This is a genomic window from Priestia aryabhattai B8W22 (genome assembly GCF_000956595.1).
Classification (GTDB): domain Bacteria; phylum Bacillota; class Bacilli; order Bacillales; family Bacillaceae_H; genus Priestia; species Priestia aryabhattai.
The window spans coordinates 20,378-42,017 of sequence record NZ_JYOO01000040.1; the positions used below are offsets into that span (position 1 = coordinate 20,378).

Sequence of the window (21,640 nt, forward strand, 5' to 3'; positions counted from 1 at the left end):
GGAAAACAATTATTTCAATATATATCTCATAAAATTTTCAATGTACTTTAAGTCGATTATCGGCATTTGTATAAATAGCTTGTCTAATTCCTCTTGGGTTTTAAATTGATGAATCTCTGATTCTTTTAATTTAGTAGATTCATCAATTAATTGTGACAAGGCACTCAGAGAATGAATTTGATCAGATTTAGTTTTTTCTTTAAGTACTTGTAACCATTCTTCCAAATTCATATTATTGTAAGAAATCTTATATTTTTCAAAGAAAGCAGTTATTAGTCGGCTTGAAATCTTTTGATTGTTATATAAGTGATAGATTCCTAGTTTATCATTTCGAGTTGTTCTGGAAACTTTATAAATAAATTCACTTACAAAATCAACAGGCATTAATTCAAAATAAATTTCGCTTTCAAAAGGTAATATTCTTTCGTCTACAAAAGATTGAAAAACTTTATATAACATATCTTTTTCGTTCCAAACCCCATTTACAGAGTTAGATGAAATTCTTCCCAAGCGGAAGATATCAATTTCTAATCCAGCATCTTTTGCTTGAAGCAGTAATTTTTCAGCAACCCATTTAGATTGACTATATCCAATCATTAAATCTGATGAATAAACTAATTTATCTTCCTCATCCCACTTTCTTTCTCCAGTTAATACAGAAAGTGTTGAGGCATAATAAATATTTTTTCGAGTGTTAGAGCACGCAAATTTAATAATTTCATTTACACCATCTACGTTTGCTATTTTCGATTTATTATACGGTTCAAAAAAATTAGTTTCGGCTCCTATATGGTAAACATGAGAGACGTCATTACTTAATTTTTCATATGTCATATTATCTAAACCAAATTGGGTTTTACTAAAGTCTCCCTCAATTACTACTATTCTGCTTTCAAATTCATCCTTCCAAAGACTGTAATTTATTAATGCATCTTTTAGTCTGTTTTTTGAAGGGAATCGAACTAAACAATAAATTTTGATATCTTCAATCTCTAACAACAATTTGTGTAATAAATGTGCACCTAAAAACCCTGTCCCACCAGTAAGCAAGATGTTTTTTTTAAACATAATTGATTGCTTGCTTATTGTTCTTATTTTCTCTCCTATAGACTCACTTAGCTTAGAGTCTTTTTCTAGAACTTCTTGCATGCTGCCTGATAATTTAGCTTCGAGGGCGCCTACGAATTTATTAACTGTATTATTTTCTAATACCATTTGTAAAGTCGCTTCTGGTAATAAAGTTTCTTTCATTACATAGACTAGTTTAGTAGCTAAAATAGAGTGACCGCCATTTTCAAAGAAGTTATCGTTTAATCCTAAATTTTTGTTTCCTAATACATTTCTCCATATTTCTAATACTTCTTTTTTCCGTCCCTCCACTTCATTAACTTCAGAGGTATTAATTTGCTTTATATTGATTTCTAATAATTTCTCTTTGTCTACTTTACCGTTATGATTAAGAGGAAAATCATTGACTTTAACAAAGAAATGAGGAATCATGTAATTGGGTAATTCGGTATTTAAATACTCTTTTATATCTTTCTCGATCCTTTTCTCATCTACTCCTAGGTATTTATAATAAACCACAATATATTTCTCATTATTAATATTTTTAACAATAACCACCGAGTTTTCAATGAGAGAATATTTATCAAGTTTCTCTTGAATTTCGTTTAGTTCAATTCTAAAACCCCGAATTTTCACTTGGCTATCTTTTCTTCCTTTGTAGAGGATGTTTCCACTACTTAACTTAATGCCGTAATCCCCCGTTTTATACCACTTCATCTGATGTAATTCATCTACAATTAAAGCTTTTTCTGTTAACTTTGGTTGATTTAAATAACCTCTCATTACCCCTTGACCACTAATATAAAGCTCACCTAATTCTCCCTCATTTACTTCAATTTTATCTTCTGATAAAATTTTTATATTAACGTTTTTTAATGGCTTTCCAATTGGAATGACGTCTATATCTATATCGTCAACTTCGTGGCAAATAGAGAATGTTGTGCATTCTGTAGGCCCGTAACCATTAATTACAGAAACATTACTAAGTGCTGTTTTTAATTTATTTACATGAGAAATAGATATTTTATCTCCACCTACTACAATTTTACTTAAACCTTTAAATATGAATGGATCTTCATCTATCATTGCATTGAACAGTCCAGTTGTAAAAAAAGCGATATCTACTTTTCCAAAAGATATTGCTTCTTTCCAATCCTCAAAAGAAGTATATTCGTTCGGCATTAAGAATAAAGTAGCACCATTTAATAGCGCTCCCCATATTTCAAAAGTAGCTGCATCAAAACAAGGATTAGAAAATTGGGCTACATTATTATTTTCATTTATTTCAAGAATTTTTGAGTTTAGTACCAAATTAACTACGCTACTTTGTTCTATCATTACACCTTTTGGATTTCCTGTCGTTCCAGAAGTGTAAATGACATATGCCAAACTATTAGGTGACGAAAGATTGACAGGAATATGTGGCATTCCGTCTAATTCACTTAAATCAAAATGTATTGGCTTAAGGCCTAGATTGCTAAAGTCCTCTTCATAGTTACCAAAGGATAAGAAAAAGTCCATACATGTATCTGAAGTTATATATTCTAATCTTTTTAATGGATACTTTCCATCTATTGGAACATAACAACAGCCAGATTTTATAATTGCAAGCATTCCTATAACAAGTTCAATGGATCTTTGAGCGGGAATTCCTATCATTGTTTCTTTTTGAATTCCTAAGCTAATAATTTTTTGAGCAAGTTTGTCAGAGAGAGTATCTAATTCTTCATAAGTCACTTTATGTACATTTGTACATAAAGCAACTTTATTTTGCTTGCCATCTATTATTTTATTAAAAGCTTCAGTTATTGACATTAATTTATCCATTGTCGTAAATTTATTCATTATAGCGCCTCAACTTTCAAGTCATTTAGTAAGTCATTAATAGTTACATTTCCATCTTTAGTAAGCTTGAAAAATAAAGTTTCCATTGAATTCATTACACGTAAGACATTATCTTCATCAAAGATATTATCTTTATAGATAGTTTTATACCGCAATTTAGAATTCACTATTGCTGCAGAGAAGGTAAGGTTAAAATTTGTTGACTCATCTCCAGCAGAATTTTCAATTGTTATGTCTGAATTCCTTTTGAATTCTGTGCTAGGATAATTTTCAAAAACAAAAATTTGTTGAAATAATTCCTTATCCCATGGAATCTGAGCATATTGCTTAATATCTGTTAATGAGCTAGATTCATAATCTCTCATTTTTAGTTGCTTATTTTGAATGTCCGCAAAGTATGAAGATAAGTTGTATTCAAAATCAACTTTCATAGAGAATGGAAGTGTATTAATTAACAATCCCACAGCTGATTCGATATGAGAAATACTAGAGTTTCTTCCAGAGCTTGTAATACCATAACATATAGCATTGCTATTATTAATATAGGAGAGAACAATTCCCCAAACACCTTGAACTATTGTATTGATGGTCACCCTATTGTTTTGGGCTACTGTTATTAACTTTTCTGTCAAAGTTTCTGATAAGCTATATTCAATAACCTGATTTAAGGCAGTAGCTTTGTCAACTGTGACCTTGTTTGCAATTGCGTTAACTTCATTTATACTCTTTAGCTCTGATTTCCAGAAAGCTGCTTCCTCATTTTTATTAATATTTTGTACATTCTTTATAAATTGTTTGTACGCACGTCGATGATGTTCTCCAGTATCTAATAAAGTAAGAGAGGAATTGTGATAACTATCTATAAAATGGCCAATAACGATCTGTAAACTCCAACCATCTATCAGAGCGTGATGATGTGTCCAAACGAATTTGTAGTGGGAATCCGATAGTTTAACTAATGTTACAGTCATAAGTGGTCCATTTTCTAAATCTATTTGCCTTTCTCTGCTTTGTAATAATAAGTTATCTACCCTTTCTTTTAACTCCTTACCTTTAATATTCTGTAGATCCATATGATTAAACACGTAATAGATATCATTAAGAATGAGTTGATAACGGTCGCCTATATGATTTCTCCTAAAGACAGACCTTAGTATTTCGTATTTTCTACAAGTGTCATTCCAGGCTCTTTCTAATTTATCAAGGTTGAGGTCACCTTTTAGATCAAAAGAGAGTTGTGAAATGTACTCCGAACTTTGAGCTATTTCACTATGGAATAACATACCCTCTTGAAGTGAAGTCACGGGATAAATGTCTTCAATATTTTTAAATCTGTTAATAAAATAATTAATAGTACTTTCATCAACTACTTTTTCCGAATCAAAATCTGCTGCGACAACAGCATCGTTTAAATTTAGCTGTCCGTTTAAGATAAGATTTAGCTTTGACTTAAATTCCTTGCAAAATAACTGGAAGTTTGTATTGTTTGTATCCCCAATGATATTTACAATAAGTTTATTGTTTACGATACTTACAACAAAATTTATTTTAGATGAAAACTTATAACTTAAATCAATATTACTACTCTCAGTATGCACTACATCTTCTAGATTATTAAATTGGCCTAGATAGTTGTAACTGATAATACTTGTAGGGTAGCTATAGTTTTGATTAGAAATATACTTAAGAACCCCAAAGTCAAACCCTTTATTTGGTACATTTCTTAATATATGTTTTGTGCTTTTCAAGGTCGATCCCAGAGATGCTTTTCCTTCAATTCTTATAGGATACATAGAGGTGAACCAACCTACCGTTCTTGTGAGATCGATGTGATCTGTAATGTTTTCTCTACCATGACCTTCCAGATCAATCCAAAAATCATTGATATTTAGTTTACTGGCAAATACACGTGCAATGACAGATAATAATAATTCGTCAATTGTTGTCTTATATTTCCTTAGTGTATTTTTAATTAGATTTTGTGTTTGAGGTACATCAACTTCTATTTTAAATATATCTTCGAAGTCGCAGTTTTCTCCTAAGTTTATTGCAGTAGGTGAAACAGGCTTATTAATTTCTTTCTCCCAATATTGAACAACTGTTTCTGATGGTTTCATGTTCCCGTATCGATTAAGCTCCTCAGACCACTTTTTGTAAGAAGTTGTTTTGAGAGGGAGGAAAAGTTCCTCGTTGTTCTTCATCTGTTGATAGCATCTTTCAAAGTCTTCGAGAAGGATTCTCCATGAAACTCCATCAACTAGAAGGTGATGAATTACCCAAAAAACTCTTACTTCTTTTTTGTCTCTGAAAAGAAGTACCTTCATCATGGGACCATTGTGTATATTCAAACTCTGTTGAGCTACATCTTCTAATTCTTTTATTCTTTTTAAATTGTTTCCTTCTTTAAGATCAGACATGTGATATTCGATACAATCAAAAGTGTTATTATAATCTCTAATATTACCAATATATAACCCATCTTGTTTTTCAAAATACGTTCGTAGAACATCATGATGATCTACTAACTTCTCAACGACTTTTTTATATTTTTCGGTTGACATTTCATTTTTCTTCATTAATACAATAGATTGATTCCAATGGTGAATATTTTTATGCTCTTCATTAAAAAACCAAGATTGAATAGGTGTTAACGGAACACAACCTACTATTTTTTCTTGTACAACCGTATTTTGTGCTTGTTCTTGAACAATGTTTGCTAATTCATGCACTGTTTGATATTCAAATATGTCTTTTGGGGTAAAGAATAATTGCTTTTCTTTTGCAGCAGAACAAATTTGAATACTAATAATTGAGTCTCCACCACAATCAAAGAAATTATCCTTTGAACCTATTAATGGATTATTTAAAACATCTCTCCAAATGTTCAAAATTTTCATTTCTATCTCAGATAATTTTTCTGCATCCAGTGAATGACTTTGAATTTTAACTTTTTCATCCCATTTAGGGAGCGCCTTTTTATCAATCTTTCCATTCGGAGTAAGAGGAAAGATGTCCAGTTTCATAAAATAAGAAGGAATCATAAAATTAGGAAGTGTCTCTCTTAATTGTTTTCTAATGACCTTTTCTGAAATATTATTATCTACCATATAGTAAGCCATAAGCCTTTTATTCCCAAACTTGTCTTGTACTACTGTTGTGAAACTATCTTTAATTCCTTCTATCTGCTGTAAAGAAATGTTAACTTCAGATAACTCTACACGGTATCCTCGTAGTTTTACTTGATCATCCGTCCTGCCAATATAAATTAATTCTCCGTCCCTATTAAATTTAACTAAATCGCCAGTTCGGTATAATCTCTCAGAAGGATTAAAGGGATTACATATAAATCGTTTATTTGTTAACTTCTCATTATTTAAATAACCTCTTGCTAACCCAATTCCTCCAATGTAAAGTTCTCCGACTGAGCCTAGTGGCACTAACTTTCTATTTTTATCTAGTATAAATACAGTAGTATTAGACAAAGGCTTTCCAATAGGAACAACAAACTCGCTCGTTTTATCTTCATTTGGCGGAAATATCTTATAACTTGTACATACCGAATATTCAGTTGGACCATAGCCGTTAAAAAAAGATATATGCTTGAATTTTGAAACTAAGTCTACTGGGCATTCTGAACCTGCAGATCCTAACACTTTAATACTTGGAAGTTCCATGATTGGAATTTCTTTCAAAATAGCGGGCGGTAAAATAATATGAGAAATCTTTTCTTTTTTTATTTGTTCCACTAGTTTATTTATATCAAATTGGTTTTTTTTATCTATACTTATATGAAGTTCAGCACCAAATAATAGGGAACTAAAAATTTCAATCACAGAAGAATCAAAATTAAAAGTAGCAAATTGCAGAACTTTAGCTGACGAATTTAAGCACATCATTTCATTTTGATTAAATACTAAGTTAATAACTCCACGATGCTCTATCATGACCCCTTTTGGTCGTCCTGTTGTTCCAGAAGTGTAGATTACATATGCTAGATTTTTACGACTTGCAATATATAGGTTTTCGCTCCTTAACATAGGGGCTTCTCTCTCAATATCCTCAAAACAGATAGCTTTAGAAGAATTAATTAATCCTTTTTCTTTTAAATTTTCGTGGGTTAAGCAATATGAAATAGACGCATCTTGAATAATATAGTTTAACCTTTCCTCTGGATAATGTGGATCTAAAGGAACATAAGCCGCTCCTGCTTTGATGATTCCTAACATCCCTGCAACCATATCAATAGACCTATTTGCATATATCCCGATTTTCTCTTCTTTGGATACTCCTTTTTTCAGTAAATACCATGCGATTTGATTGCTCATTTCATTCAATTCTTGGTATGTAATACGTTTTATACCATCAACAATAGCGATTTTAGCAGAGGATTTTTTCACAATTTTGTAAAATTCTTCTGGGATAGAAGCGTCAATTCCCTCAAATGAAATAGTTTCACCTTGCCCGTAATCCATTAAAACGTTCTCTTGGCTCTTACTTATAACGGAAATCTGATTTAATGAAAGGTCAGGTTGGATAATAATAGATTTAACCCATGATAAAAAGTTTTCACTTAACAATCGAATAGTATTTTCATTGAAAATTTCTGAATTATATTCAAAAGCACACAAAAGCTTATCTTCATATTCTTCTGCAGCCAAACTTAAATCAAATTTTGCTCCATTAGAAGTTATAACTTCAGGTTGTAACTTCACATATTCACTTTGAAATTTAGCTTTGGCATTGTTTTGTAAGATGAAAACAGTTTGGAATAAAGAGCTGTTCGCCAAAGTCCTATCAGGATTAATACCCTCTACAATTTTTTCTAAAGGCATTTGCTGATGATCATATACATCAATAATATGTTTAGTATTTCTTCTCAAAATGTCCCCAAAAGTCTCCTTAGGTTCCACTTCTAGTCTGAAAGGTAGCGTATTAACAAAATAACCAATCGATCGCTCTGTATCTTGAAGTATTCTATTTGCTAAAGAACTTCCAACAATTACATCGTTTTGACCTGTATATCTCCCTAAAAAAGATTGATACATTGTTAGCAAAGTCATAAACAAAGTTGAATTTTTTTCCAGTGATAACAATTTTAAAGCTTGAAGTTCTTTTTTATCTAATTCTACGATGAAACTATTCCCTTTATTTTGACTTTTCTTTTTTCGAACAGCATCTAAGGGAAGTTCTAATTTTGGTAGGTTTCCTCTTAAATGTCTTTTCCAAAAAAGCATTTCTTGTTCAAAATTACGTTTTAACCATTCTTTCTGTTTTAAAGAAAAGTCTTTATATTGCAAAAAATTTTTATTTGCAGAAATTTCTTCTTGATTCATTACTTTATCATAAAACGATAACCATTCATCGAAAAAGATACCTACTGACCATCCATCAAATACGAAATGGTGATGGTTAACAAATAGAATAAAATTTTCTTCCTTTAATTTAACTAGTGTAATTGATAGGAGAGGGCCTTTTTCAATCTCAAAGATCTTTAATTTTACTTCTTCTTCTATTTGGGAAATTTGATTGATTTGATCTTCTGTATTCACTTTGGATAGATCAATTTCTTTTATTTTGCAGTGTAAATTTTCTTGTATTTCTTGATAGCCTTTCCCATCTTTTTCATAAACTACGGTTCTTAAAATTTCATGTCTGTTAATTACTTGATTCAACGCTTTTTCTAGAAGGCTAATATCCACCTTTCCAGTAAGAATATATTTTTGAGGAATATTATAATTAGTTGTATTACCGTTTAGTTTTTGGTCAAACCACAAAGCCTCTTGGTTACTAGACAGAGTATAGCTTTCTGATTTAATTTCCTCAATATCACTCTCACTAGTATGCGGGATCTGATCAATGATATATTTAGACAGGGAAAGAACTGTTGAATGTTGAAAAATATCTTTGAGAGTTAGGCTATGATTAAGCTGTTTATTAAGTTTTGTCAATAATTTCATAGCTAGAAGAGAATGGCCACCCAACTACAAAAAAATCAGCATTTTTATTAACGGAACTTATGGATAATATTTCCTTAAAGGCATATTCAACAGTTGATATAACATTCTGCCCTAGTTCGTACTCATGGACTTTTTCTGGATATACTTTCAAATTCAACAAATGTAGCGTTGGATTTTCAAATAAATCTTTTAATTTCAAATTGGTATTGAGCGACTTATTTATTTTAGATATAAACTTCATAGCCATTATTGAATGGCCACCTAATTGGAAGAAGTCAGAATCCTGATGAATCTCGCTCCCTTTAAAGAATTCTTCCCATAATCTTCTAAGGTTTTCATCAATATTTACTTTAGACTTGGAAGCATCAAAGGACTCTTCATCTTTAGTGTTAATGATGTTTTTTACCATTGGGAAGTCAACTTTAATAGAAATTTCATTGATATGCTGAGCTTTTGTGATTTGTTTAGTAATCTGCATAAATGCTTCCTTTATTTTTTCTGAAAATGTATTCTCCAAGCAGCTTGGATTGAAAAATAATTTACATTTAATCGTTTCTTTATTATCTTGAGCTTGTAATGATAAAGGAAAGCTGTGTAATTCTGTTCCATCTTTTATTTCCCACTGAATAGCGGAATTTTCACTTTTAGCTTCTGGGTAATTTTCATAAACAAATAAAGATTCAAATAACGGATTTTCTTTTTTTAACTTAGTATATCTTTTGATGTCTGCCAAGGACACTTGTGAAAAATAGAGAATGTCGTTTAATGTTTTTTGTGATTGTTTTAACACTTTAACGATAGAGTCTGTATTTTTAACCTCTATTATCATTGGAAGAGTGTTAATTAATAAACCTACGATTTCCTCTACTTTTGGTAAATCGCTCGATCTACCAGAACTCACAATCCCAAATATTATTTGATCCTGATGCGAAATTTTTTTTAAGACTATCGACCATATTAGTTGTAATAAAACATTAACTGTTACATGGTTTTCGGCTGCAAAATCTCTTAAAATCTTACTTTGCTTTTTATCTATTTCCCAAAAGATATTATTCTCTCTCTGCTTTTCCTCTATTTGTGTATTAACAGGGAAAGTAATGGTTGGTTGGTCTATATGTTTAACTTTATTTTCCCAAAAATCGTTTAAATCTTCTTTCTTCATTTTATTTATAAATCGAATAAAATCGCCGTACTGTTTAGATCTTGAAATAGTCCCTTTTGAATTCTTACTTATCATTTTGTTATAAATGTCGAAAAACTCCTTGATAACAATGCTTGTACTCCATCCATCTAAAATAATATGATGGTGGGTCCAAATTATAATAAATTCACTCTCTTTAAGTTTTACTATCTGAAATTTCATTAACTTAGAGTTGTTAACTTCCATTTGCCTAGATTCAAAAGATATTCTTTGTATTTCTTTGAGCTGATCTTTTTCATTGAAGTTCGTTATATCGATGATTGCGGGTTGATAGTCGATTGTATTGAAAACAACTTGTACGCTGTTTTCAACATTTTCAGATATAACTTTCATTCTTAATGCTTCATGACGATTTACAACTTCATTCCAGGCCCTAAGTAACGTATTTGCCTCAAGCTCACCTGTTACTTTAATTTGCATCTGGGATATGTATAAGTTCTTTTTTGAATTCTCCATCTTAAGCTCATAAAGAATTCCCTCTTGAAGCGGAGTTAATGAATAGATGTTTTGTATTAATTTCTCCAATTTTATCCCTCCCGATATTGTTAATTGGATAATTGAATCAACCTCTACTATCAATTATCCAATTATTTTTAATTAATAGAGTTTAATATGTGCAACAAATCATCTTCGGTAACCACAGCATCTGGAAAATCACTTTCCATTAAGGCGCTTTGATCATCTTGAGATTGGATTACTTCTTTTACAATTTCATCTATACTTTTTATTAATTGACCTATTCGTTTCTGATCTAATTTTGAAATGATTTTTATAGTTAATTTTCCCTCCTGAATGAAAGCTAAGAAGTGAAGCCTCGGTTTGTTTTCAAACTCTCCAAAATCCTTACTATTAGACGATTCAAATTGAGAATCAAGTTTGCCTAAGTAGTTGAAGGTAACATGAGCATCCGGGTCACTAATAATTCCCGGACGTAAATACTTAATTACACTATAATCAAATCCTTTATTTGGGATTTCTCTAATTGCATTTTTAGTGTGTTTTAAAGTACCAGAAAATGTCGTATCTGAACATAGAAGAATAGGATATATTACAGTAAACCATCCTACCGTTCTGGTGACATCTACATTCTCATCTAACATCTCTCGACCGTGTCCTTCTATTTCAATCCAGAAATCATTTATTTCAAAAGAACGGTTCAATCCACTTACAATGAATGATAATAAAACTTCCTCAATAGTGGCTTTGGATTGACCAGTTAATTTCAAAACTAATAAATCTGTTTCATTCTTATCAAATGATTTTTCTACTGTTATTTCATCTTTTGATACAAAGCTTTCCGTCAGCTTAAATTCTGAGATTTCACTATTTGTTTTCTCTTTCCAATAGTGAATTGTTTTAGGGTTTAAATGGAATTTATCGTATTTTCTTAAAAAGTTGGACCAATCTTTAAATGAGGATGTTTGAGTTGGTAACTTTCCAACTTTGTCATTTAATAATTGGTTATGAAGATAATTAAAGTCTTCAAGTAAGATTTTCCAAGAGACAGCATCTACTAATAAATGATGAATTACCCAAAAAAAGCGGTATCTGTTCGTTTGTTCTTTTAAAACAAGCATTTTCATAATAGGTCCATTTTTTATGTTCAATGAACTTTGTATCTTTTTTTCCCATTCATTCCTCTTTTTTAGTTGCTTTTCTTCGTCTAAATGATGAATATCTTTATAAATTAATTCCCAGGTTTTTTTCTTTTTGTTTAAAAACCCTACATATTTATTATCATGCTCTTCAAATAAGGTTGATAACCCATGATGATGCTTTACTATTTGAGATAGAATGTTTTCAATATCCTCTTCTTTTCCACACACTTCTTTTTTAAAGACTACTGATTGGTTCCAATGGTTAATAGCCTTCTGATGTTCTGCGAAAAACCATTCTTGAATTGGGGTCAATTTTACATATCCCTCTGTCTCTACGGGCTTAATTACTAATTTATTTTCGTATGTTGCAACAGAAGCTAATTCAGATACTGTTTGGTTTTCAAAAATAGACTTAGGATTAATAGTAATACCTTTTTGTCGAGCTAAGGAACATATTTGAATACTTTGTATTGAATCTCCTCCAAGTTCAAAAAAATTATCATGAATACTTAACCTTTTTATTCCTAATACCTGCTTAAAAATTTCAAGAAGAATTTTCTCATTACCTGTCTTAGGTTCTTTTAATTCTGTGCTAATTCTAATTTCAGGTTCTGGAAATTTAGACGAATCAATCTTCCCATTGGTATTTAAAGGGAATTTATCCACTTGTATAATAAACGTGGGAATCATGTAAGCTGGTAATCTCTCTTTTAAAAAGTTTTTTAATTGATCCAAATCTGTTTGTTGATTTGATTTAAAGTAAGCAATAATTTGTTTATTAACTTCTGGATGATCTTTAATCTTGATAAATGCGTCGTTTATTGTTGGAAATTGCTTAAGGGTAATCAGGATCTCATCAAGCTCGACTCGAAACCCTCTTATTTTTATTTGATTATCTATGCGTCCTAAAAAATTTAATTCACCATTCTCTGTAAACCTTCCAAGGTCACCGCTTCGATATAAACGCTCTCCTACTTTAAACGGATTTTCAATGAATTTATCTAATGTTAATTCTCGATTATTTATATATTCGGTAGCTAATCCTTTACCCCCAATATATATTTCACCTATTGCACCTATAGGAACAAGCTTTTGATAGGGGTTCAATACATAAATATTTGTATTCAATATTGGTTTCCCAATAGAAACCTTCTTATTTTTTGTTTGTGTGCTGTCGTTTGCTTTAAATAATTTAAATGTACTCCATACAGAATATTCTGTTGGACCATATGCATTATAAAAATTTACATTTTTATATTTGCTAGGCAAATCTGTTGGACATTCCGATCCTGCGGAGCCAATATATTCAACACTAGAATTATTTATATTTAATTCTTTTAATACTGCAGGTGGTAATACAAGATGAGTTAATTTGTCATTTATAATTTGCTTTTCAAGTGCATATAAATCAAACATTTCTTCTTGGTTATTTCCAATATGCAATTCTGCTCCATTTAATAAACTTCCGAATATTTCGTAAATTGAAGCGTCGAAATTAAAAGTAGCAAATTGTAATACCCGTGAAGCCTCATTAAGCTGTAAATATTTTCTTTGACTCCTAATTAAATTTACTACACCTCTATTAGTTATCATCACTCCTTTTGGTTTTCCGGTAGTTCCAGAAGTGTAAACAATATAAGCCGGGTCTGAAGGGCATAGTTTTTTTAAATGAGATTTTGTAACTTCGTAACTTATCTTCTTAAGACATATTCTATTTTTAACTTTTTCTATACTAGACGCGTTCGAATCTTGATTCGTAATACATATATCTAGTTTGGAGTTTTTAATAATATACTTTAGTCTTTCACTAGGTAACTTAGGATCCAAAGGTACGTAGGCACATCCTGCCTTAATGATTCCTAACATACCAATTATCATATCAATGGATCTATTTACATGTAGTCCAACCTTATTGACCTCACCTTTTACACGTTTTTTAATTAAGTTTGCAATTACATCTGACTTTTTATCTAAATCTAAGTAAGTGATAGTTTTTTTATCATCTACAACAGCTATTTTATACGGGGAATTTTTAACAACTTTTTTAAAAATAGAAACAATGGTATCTTTCGGATTTATTTCCGCGACTTCCCCTTGCCATTTAGATAATAGTAGATTTAATTGATCATTATCTAAATACTCTAATTGACAAAGTGGAGCTTCTATATTTTCACAAATTTGAAATAACCATTTCTTAAAACTTTTCATAAGCCTGTTAATTGTATTATGTTGAAACAGTTCAGTAGAATATTCAAACTCCAATACTAGTTGATGAGAATTCTTTACTTTAAGAATAAGATCATAATTTGAAAAAGGAACATTAAATTCTTCTTTCTTGATACAGAAGAATGAATTGCTGAAACTTTCCTCAAATTTATCTTCCATTGCTAATGCCGTTTGGAAGAGAGGAGAATAGCTTAAATCTCGCTTTGGATTTACAGCTTCAACAATTTTTTCAAATGGGAAATGTTGTTGTTCCAATAAATTTAATATTATTTTTTTATTCTTCTGTAAGATTTTACGAAATGACGCCTCATTTTCTACTGTTATTTTAAAAGGAAGCGTATTTACAAAGCAGCCAATTGTGTGAGCAAAATCTTCTTGTCCACGGTTTGCCACTGTGCTGCCAACAGTAATTTGATCCTTTCCTGTATATTGACTTAAAAATGTCTGGTAAGCAGTTACCATAAAAGTAAACAAAGTTGTATTGCTACTTCTTGTTACTTTTTCTATTAATAAACGCAGTTCATTGGGAATTACTAATTCCAATCTATCTCCCAAATACGAAGTTGTTTTGGGACGTTGAAAATCATAAGGAAGCGCCAAAGGTTCTTCCTCATGCCGTAAATATTTTTTCCAAAATTCACCACATTCAGAAACGTGTTTTTTAATCCATCGCTTTTGCCAACTAGCATAATCTAAATATTGCATTTCTATTGGAGGTATCTTGTCACTTTTTCCTAATTGGAGCAATTCATAAACTCTCATTAGTTCTTTGAAAAATATCTCAAATGATACTCCATCAAAAATGATGTGATGGAAATTACATGCTAAATAATATTTATCTTCCTCAAACTGAAATAATTTCATATTGAAAAGTAAATCGTTTTCTAAGTCAAAACACTTTTTTATTTCTTTATTGAGGTAAGAATTAACCCTTAATTTAGCTTCATCTAAATTTAGATTGCGACAATCTTCATATACTATTAAATTAATATCAGCTTTATTTACCACTTGAAAAATTTCATGATCTTTTCTTTTGAAATTAGTCCTCAAAATTTTATGACGTTCTATTATGTTATTAAGTGCAAGTTGTAGAGTTTTAACATCTACCATGCCATTCAAAATAAATTTAAATGGCATGTTATAGAGCATTCTCTGATTTTCAAATCTATCGAACAGATACATTCGATCTTGATTGTGAGAAAGTATGCCTTTATTTTGTCCAAGCTTCATTGGTTTATCTTCTTCATCTTCTCTCATATCGAGAAGCATATCTATAAAAGCAGCCAATTTTTCCACAGTGGAATGAACTTGAATAATGTCAGAAGTCAAAAGAATATTAAATTCTTGTCTTACAAGATTCAAAAATGTATTCTGCTTTTCAACAGTTTCTAAAATTATATTTATATTTTCAAGCAAAGAAAGTTGTTTTTGATTAATTGATAATATATTTAATAGCTTCTTTTCGGTACCGGTAACGATTTTATTCACACAAGATTCTCTCCTTTCTTTCCTAGTTAATTCAATTTATTAATATCCTTTATATGTTTAATCAGTGTTGTAAGTTCTTTAATGGTTGATTGTTCAAATATTACCTTAATTGGTAATTTAACACCCATGTTATTTTTAACCATTTGAATAAATTGCATGGCTAAAAGGGAGTTCCCTCCTAGGTCAAAGAAGTTGGAGTCCTCACTAAAATCCTCATACTCCAAAATTTCTTTCCAATAACTAATAAGCTCTTCCTTAATTAAAGTTTTTTCAGGTATTGTAATGATTTCCATGTCTTTTTCCCTCACTTAACTTTTATTTTTTGCAACATTTTGTCTAAAATTTGATTAAATACCTTAATAAAAGAGTTTCTTAATTTTTCGTCGATAACTGACTCATTAAATTTAATTTGAACATTAGAGCCTGGATTGATAATGATGACAATTGGATAATGTGTTTTTTCTCTTCCTTCTTTTAATTTCACGTCCATTTCTTCGGTACTTGGTAAATCAATTGGGTAATTCTCAAAAGCATATAATGAATCAAACAATGGGCTTTTTATATTTGTCCATTCATAAATTTTTGATAATGGCGTATTCTCATAGTCACGTAGTTCTAAGAATTCTGTTTGAACCTCCTTTAGCAGTTCCTCATAGGAACTAGTAGACGTCATCTTTTTTATAAAGGGTACAGTGTTGATAATTGGTCCTACTATCTCATCAATATGTTTTACCGAAACATTCCTGCCTGAGGTCACTACGCCACAACATACACTCTCTGTTCCTTTTATTTCTTTTAATGTAGAAAGCCAAATAGTTAGAAAGAAGGTATTAATCGTAATCCTATATTTCTGACAAAACTTTTGAATAGAGGTACTTAATTCCTCATCTATCTGTTTTGAATAGCAACCTTCTATATGTTCCTCACTCTGGAATGAATGTATTAAATTTGGTTGCAATATGGAATAATTCTGCAACTTTTCTGACCAGTATTTTTTAAGTTTTGCTTGCTGTGTATAGTCTTTCATATATTCAATATAGCTTTTAAATGAAGCATTTCTGTCAGAAGAAAACCTTTTTGAATGGTAATAATTAAAAACATCTTTTATCACCATTGAATAACTCCATCCATCCATAAGGATATGATGGAAGGTCCATATTAAGAGATAGTCATTATTAGCTTGCTTAATAATTAAAAAGTTGTTTAATTTATTGTTCTCAATATCTATGTTTCTGTACTGAGTTGTTAATAAATTTTCAAGAGCCATATGGGTATATGGAAGTTCTCTATACTGAACTTCTACCTCTAATTCATCCATTACCACTTGATGAAATATTCCTTTTTTATCAGAGTAAAATTTAGTTTTTAAAATATCATGTTTTTTAATCGTAGCATTGATTGCGTCTTTCATTTCTAAAATATTGAGACTTCCTTTAATCTCAAAAATAAGTTGCACCTTGTATTCTTGGCTTTCTCTATTGAATAAGCTGTGATACAGCATTCCTTTTTGTAAATGGGTTAAATCATAAATATCAATGATCCTCAAATCATTACAGAGTAATGATTTATGCCCTTCGGTACCTTGAAATATAGGGAATTGTTCCAAGATATTTAGTGATTTACTTGTTTTTTCTGTCTCTTCTCCAAAGCTTTCTAGTAACTCTAGTAATTCCGTGTAAATATAATTTTCGAAATTAGCACCTACAAAATTTTTATTGTAGTTAATTTTTATTATTTGCTTATCTTCCACTAAAAGAAGTTCAAGGTCTATATCATGTGTAGTATAGGAGTTTTGTTGAATGTCATTTTCACTTAAAAAGATAACTTCTTTTGCACATATTTCATCACTTTGAGAAAACTTCCCTAAATTGTTAAAACTAATAGCCGGCTTATTTTTGGGAAGATATTTTTCTCCACAAAATTGCGCTAGTATCCCATACTCTATTCCTTTATTTGGAATACCCCTTAGTTTTCTCTTTGTTTCTTTAATCGTTTTTGATAACGATTCTTTACATTTTAAATAAATCGGATACATAGTGGTAAACCATCCTATAGTTCTAGACAAATCAATATTTTCAATGACCTCTTCACGTCCATGTCCTTCTAGTGTGATAGGAATTTCTTTTTTATTGAAATATTTTCCGATTATTCTGCTGAAAAGAGATAAATATATTTCATCTGGAGATGCTTGACAAAGTTTGGTTATTACGTTATAAATCTTTTCAGTTGTTTCCGCATCGAGCTCTATTTTAAAAGATTTTCCGTCATAGATATCGTCTCCTTTAATTAATATGTCATCACTTAATTTAGTACATTCTTGAAGCCAATACTCTTTGATTTCCTTAGGAATCTCGTTTTTATAACTATTTAGTTTGTTCGCCCACTCTTTAAATGATGTTGTTTTATTACTTAGTTTCAGTTCCTGATTATTTAGATCTTGAAGATATAACTGATTAAAATCTTCAATCAAGATTCTCCAAGAAACCCCATCTACGATTAAATGATGAATAATCCAAATAATTCTATGATTATTTTCTTCTGTTTTTATACACACAACCTGCATCATAGGCCCTTTTGCGATATTTATAGCTTTTTGTGCAGCGTTCTCTAGCTTAATTATTTCTTGTTCTTTGACTTTATTATCTACACTGGAGAGATCGACAAATGTTATATTCCAGAATTTTTTATTTTTTATATTTTTTTCAACAGTTGAAAATAGCTCTTTGTTATAAAACTCAGATCTTAATCCATCATGATGTCCAACGATATAACAAATGATTTTTTTAGTTTTTCTAAAGTTAATAAAGGGTATCCAATTAGAGTAACAGATTGATTCCAATGGTTTATATTCTCAAAATGTTGATTAAAAAACCAACTCTGAATTGGAGTTAATGATACTTTTCCGTAAACCTCAGACTGACTTATTCTTAGATTAGATTTTAATTCCACAATTTGAGTAAGCTCTTCGATAGTTTGTTTTTCAAAAATATCTTTTGTTGTAATAAACAGATTTTCTTTTTTTGCCAGTGAGCAAATTTGAATACTTAAGATAGAGTCCCCTCCACATTCGAAAAAATTATCGGATGTGGTTATTTTTTGATTTTTTAATACTTTCTTCCAAATTTTTAATAATTTTTCTTCCGTATTGCTAATATATTTTTTTGTAGGCGTTTTTTTATTACTAACCTTTAGGGCTGGTAGGCTTCTTATATCTACCTTTCCATTAGCGGTTAAAGGAAAAGAGTCCATTTTCATGAAAAAAGATGGAATCATATAATCAGGAAGGTAAGTTTTCATATATTTACGAATATGTGCATCATCTATTTCCATGTCTGAAATATAATATGCTAGAATTGCTTTCTTTGAATTCAATTCATCTCTTATAGTCACTACACAATCTTTTATTCCTTGACAATTTTTTAGAACAGCATTGATTTCACCTAACTCTATTCGAAACCCCCTAATTTTCACTTGATCATCTACCCTGCCTACAAACAGTAAGTTTCCTTCTTCTGTGTAACGTACTAAATCTCCCGTTTTGTACAATCTTTCTGAAGGTGCGAACGGACTTCTAATGAAATTTTCACGGGTTTTTTCCTCGTTATTTATATATCCCCTTGCAACGCCTTTACCTCCAATATATAGTTCACCAGTTTGTCCTATAGGGGTGAGTTTCATGTTTGAATTAAAAACATATGCCTCTACATTAAGGATTGGCTTTCCAATAGGAATAACCGCATCATTATTTGGAGTAATTTTACAAGATGTAGAAACAACTGTACCCTCGGTTGGTCCATAGTTATTATACAAGTCAAATTCTAGATGATTAGGAATTGTTTTTAGACGATCCCCCCCGGTTAAAAGAGCTCTTATTGATTTTGGAAACTTCATTTTGTTAATAAAAAGTTGCTCGAGTAGTCCTGTAGAAAAGAATGCAAGGGAAATATGTTCTTGTTCCAACTTTTCTGAGAGGACCTCTACGTCCAGTAAATCATAGTAGTCTAGTATCGTCAGTTTATTTCCATTTGTTAAATAAGGGAAAATTTCCCATATTGATGCATCAAAAGAAGTGTTAGAAGCAAGTGATGCTGCATCTTTTTGAGTTAGAGAATAATAATTAGTGTGCCAATCACAAAGATTTGCTAATCCTCCATGTTCAATCATGACCCCTTTAGGTTTTCCTGTTGTACCTGAGGTATAAATGATGTAAGCTAGATTACCTTTGGACAATTTAACTGAAGAAAAGCATACCAATTCACCTTGGAGTTCATTTATTTTTTCCTCCACTAATAGTAATTTAGTTCTTTCACCTGGATATTTAAGTTTATTCTCATCATTAGTTAAACAATAAATGATTTCAGAGTCTTCAATCATATATTTAAGTCTAGATTCTGGTTGTGAAGGATCCAGAGGGACATATCCTGCTCCCACTTTCATAATAGCTAAAACAGCTGTAATCATGTCAATGGACCTATCCATAAATACGCCTATTTTATCTTCAACTGTAACTTTGTTTTGAAATAACCAATGGGCAATTTGATTTGCTCTAGAATTTAATTCTTCATAATTTATATGGCTGGTGCCATGAACAATTGCAATATCTTTAGGGTTCATACTTACTGTTTTTTCAAATCTAGTAATAACGTCTTTGAATGAGAGGTTGTTTTTTGTTTCACACTCAACTTTGTTCGTACTCATTTTAATAATGGTTTGCAACTGCTCTGGTTCAATATAGGATAAATCTATTAAACGTTCATCTGTCTTCATAGTTATTTCCTGCAGCCAATGTTTAAAATTACTTGCCATTCTTTCAATTGTGTTTTTATTAAATAAGGCTTTTTTATATTCAAAAGAAATGGATAACTCATTATTTAGCTCTTCTACTTCTACTACCAAATCAAACTTTGCTTTAAATGTATTAATTTTTTTAGGCTTTAATTTTAGAGCTTGATATGTTAACTTTGCTTTCTGGTTATTTTGCAAGACAAAGACAGTATCAAATAAAAGGGATGAATCTATGTTTCGATCAAAAGGTAAATGCTTCAATATCTTTTCCGTTGGCAAGTCCTGATGATCAAAGACGTTTGTTATATTTTTAATATTTTTAATTAATGTTTCTTCAAATGAATCCTCTTTTGAAATATTGAGTTTAAAAGGCAAAGTGTTTACGAAATATCCTATTATATTTTCAGAGTCCACGTGGTTTCTCTTTGCTAAGGGACTTCCTACGATAACTTCCTTTTCGTCTAAATATGCAGACAAAAAAGTTTGATATGCTGTAAGCAAGCTCATAAATAAGGTTGATCTTGTTTTCTTATTCAGGTTGTTCAGATTGTTTTGGACCTCTTTGGGCACTGAAAATCTGACAATATTAGAGTCACTGTTACTATCTATGGTTTTGGGATAATCATATTGTAATAAAGATTTTTGACTAATAGTAGCTAGTTCATTTCTCCAGAAATCCTCATCTTTTTCTTGGATATAAGTTAAAGAATTCTTTTGCCATAGAGCGTAATCTCCATATTGTAAAGGGTTATGCTGTCTTCCTTGACTTGATTCTTCAATTTCTAAGCTCTCGTAGATATTAAACCAGCCTTCAACTAGTAAAGGAATTGACCAGCCATCAAAAATAATATGATGAATATTACAGATTAATTGGTAATTCCCTTTGTTTTTCTTGACTAATGTAATTGATAGGAGCGGACCACTTTCTAAATCAAATTGTCGTGTTACTTCTTTTTCTACTAAATCATCTATTTGTTTTTCTTGATCTATGAACACATCAGAAAGGTCTATAAATTCAATATAATGATAAATTGAATCATCAAAAAACAAGGAACCTTTTCCTGAATCCTCTTTTATTACACTCTTTAAAATTTGATGTTGTACACTCATCTTATTTAAAGCTAGTTGTAATTTTTCTTTATTAATTGCACCTGAAATGTCATAAGAAAATACTGTATTATATAAAGCTTTATCTTTATTTGTTTGATAAATAAACCATAAATTTTCTTGTTCATATGTTAAAGGATATATTTTTTTGTGGTTTATTTTTATAGGCGTAGAACCCTGGGATGCACCTTGGCTTTTACGAGTCGATATAAACTGTGCCAATTTTGAAATAGTGTCATTCTCCATTATTTCTGAAGGAATAAGGTCAATATTAAATAAGTTTTTTATTTGCATAATCAATCTCATTATCAATAATGAATTCATTCCGCTCTTCAATAGTGATTGATCAATACCTATCAGCTTAT

7 protein-coding genes are annotated in these 21,640 nt (G+C 30.5%); all 7 read right to left on the reverse strand.

Annotated features, from left to right (window positions below; all coding sequences use genetic code 11):
• Nucleotides 1-9: 9 nt before the first annotated feature.
• The 7 genes from N178_RS22575 to N178_RS22605 all read right to left on the reverse strand — a co-directional run bounded on the left by N178_RS22575 (nucleotide 10) and on the right by N178_RS22605 (nucleotide 21,635).
• Nucleotides 10-2,913: a non-ribosomal peptide synthetase gene (locus tag N178_RS22575; protein WP_045295048.1), complete on the reverse strand. Its 2,904-nt coding sequence runs from the start codon at nucleotides 2,911-2,913 to the stop codon at nucleotides 10-12.
• Nucleotides 2,913-8,861 carry a non-ribosomal peptide synthetase gene (locus N178_RS22580; protein ID WP_160297371.1) on the reverse strand — a complete coding sequence of 1,983 codons (5,949 nt, stop codon included), beginning with the start codon at nucleotides 8,859-8,861 and terminating at the stop codon, nucleotides 2,913-2,915. The genes N178_RS22575 and N178_RS22580 overlap by 1 nt, the downstream gene beginning before the upstream one ends.
• The gene (locus N178_RS22585) at nucleotides 8,848-10,596 is read right to left on the reverse strand and encodes a condensation domain-containing protein (protein WP_045295051.1); all 1,749 of its coding nucleotides are present in this window, start codon (nucleotides 10,594-10,596) and stop codon (nucleotides 8,848-8,850) included. Before N178_RS22585 ends, N178_RS22580 begins: the two co-directional genes overlap by 14 nt.
• A 68-nt stretch (nucleotides 10,597-10,664) precedes the next feature.
• Nucleotides 10,665-15,383 carry a non-ribosomal peptide synthetase gene (locus N178_RS22590; RefSeq protein ID WP_045295053.1) on the reverse strand — a complete coding sequence of 1,573 codons (4,719 nt, stop codon included), beginning with the start codon at nucleotides 15,381-15,383 and terminating at the stop codon, nucleotides 10,665-10,667.
• Nucleotides 15,384-15,409: 26 nt separating this feature from the next.
• Nucleotides 15,410-15,676 carry an acyl carrier protein gene (locus N178_RS22595; RefSeq protein WP_045295055.1) on the reverse strand — a complete coding sequence of 89 codons (267 nt, stop codon included), beginning with the start codon at nucleotides 15,674-15,676 and terminating at the stop codon, nucleotides 15,410-15,412.
• 11 nt (nucleotides 15,677-15,687) lie between these two features.
• The gene (locus N178_RS22600; protein ID WP_045295057.1) at nucleotides 15,688-18,222 is read right to left on the reverse strand and encodes a condensation domain-containing protein; all 2,535 of its coding nucleotides are present in this window, start codon (nucleotides 18,220-18,222) and stop codon (nucleotides 15,688-15,690) included.
• Nucleotides 18,126-21,635, reverse strand: coding sequence for a non-ribosomal peptide synthetase (locus N178_RS22605; RefSeq protein WP_337588893.1), 3,510 nt, complete (start codon nucleotides 21,633-21,635; stop codon nucleotides 18,126-18,128). The genes N178_RS22600 and N178_RS22605 overlap by 97 nt, the downstream gene beginning before the upstream one ends.
• Nucleotides 21,636-21,640: the final 5 nt, after the last annotated feature.